The organism is Pseudoxanthomonas mexicana, assembly GCF_001556105.1.
In the GTDB taxonomy this organism is placed as follows: domain Bacteria; phylum Pseudomonadota; class Gammaproteobacteria; order Xanthomonadales; family Xanthomonadaceae; genus Pseudoxanthomonas_A; species Pseudoxanthomonas_A mexicana_A.
The window spans coordinates 1-1,240 of sequence record NZ_LSIF01000063.1 but is presented as its reverse complement, the minus strand read 5'-3'; the positions used below and the strand labels follow the sequence as shown (position 1 = coordinate 1,240).

Genomic DNA, 1,240 nt, shown 5'->3' with positions numbered 1-1,240 from the left:
TGACCCACCCCCGAATCCTGGGCCATCAGCCGGTAGAGATTCCGACCTTCTTCGGCGCCTGCAAATTCGCTTGGGACCCGTGTTCTCGGGCGAATTCTGCAGGGGTTTTCCATGCCAATGCACTGTGGGGTCGCTCCTCGTTATAGAACTTCCGCCACGCCTCGATTTTGCTCCGCGCATCGGCCAACGACAAGAACCAATGCTCGTTCAGACACTCCTGTCGGAGCCGGCCGTTGAAGCTTTCCACCATCGCGTTGTCCGTCGGCGTGCCACGTCGGGAGAAGTCCAACTCCACGCCGACCTCATACGCCCAACGGTCCATGACCTTGCCGGCAAACTCACTGCCGTTATCCACCTTGATCGCTTCTGGCTTGCCTCGTTGAACAACCAGGCGCGCCACTGCTTTGGCGACATCGTCTGCGCGCAAGGACTGATCTACAACGATATCCAGGCACTCATGTGTGAAGTGATCCAGCACCGGCAGCAGCCGGAAGCGACGGCCGTCGAACAACGCGTCACTCACGAAGTCCATTCCCCACAGGGTGTTGGGCGCTGTCGCCACCTTGATCGGTTGCCGGCGACGGCTGCTGCGACTGCGACGCGGCCGACAATGCCGCAACGACAGGCCTTCTTCCTTGTAGATGCGATGGATCCGCTTGTGGTTGTCCCGCCAGCCCTCGCGACGCAGCATCACCAAGACGCGCTCGCAGCCGTAATGGATCCGCGTCTGGGTGATCTCGCGCATCCGCAGACGGATGGCGCTGCAGTCGCGCGCCTTGGCCTTGTACGAGAACGCTGAGCGCGACATCGCCACAATTCGCAATGCACGCCGTTCGCTCACGCCAAAGCGCTCTCTCAAGCGGGCAACCCAACTGCGCTTCTGGGCCGCCCTCAGAGCTTTTTTGTGACCACCTCCTGCAGCATCGCCTTGTCCAGGCTCAGGTCGGCCACCAACTGCTTGAGCTTGCGGTTTTCCTCTTCCAGCAGCCGCAGACGCTTGAGCTCGGATGGCCCAAGCCCACCGTACTTCTTGCGCCAAACATAAAACGTCGCCTCCGCGATGCCCATCTTGCGACACACCTCGCCAACGGCCATCCCCAGCTCGACCTGCTTGAGCGCGTACGCCACCTGCTCCTCGGTAAAACGGGACCTCTTCATTGCCTGACTCCTCGTTTGCCACGGGGCCCATGCGGAACAAAGTCTCTACTTTACGTTGGCCCAGTTCTCTGGGGGTGGGTCA

At 61.0% G+C, this 1,240-nt stretch carries 1 protein-coding gene; it reads right to left on the bottom strand.

Annotation, left to right across the window (positions count from 1 at the left end):
- Window positions 1-25: 25 nt before the first annotated feature.
- Window positions 26-1,158, bottom strand: a protein-coding gene (locus AX730_RS11220; protein WP_157074205.1) for an IS3 family transposase whose coding sequence is annotated in 2 segments (ribosomal slippage) — window positions 26-906 and window positions 906-1,158 — 1,134 coding nt in all. Because the reading frame shifts where the segments join, the coding sequence is not laid out codon by codon here.
- Window positions 1,159-1,240: the final 82 nt, after the last annotated feature.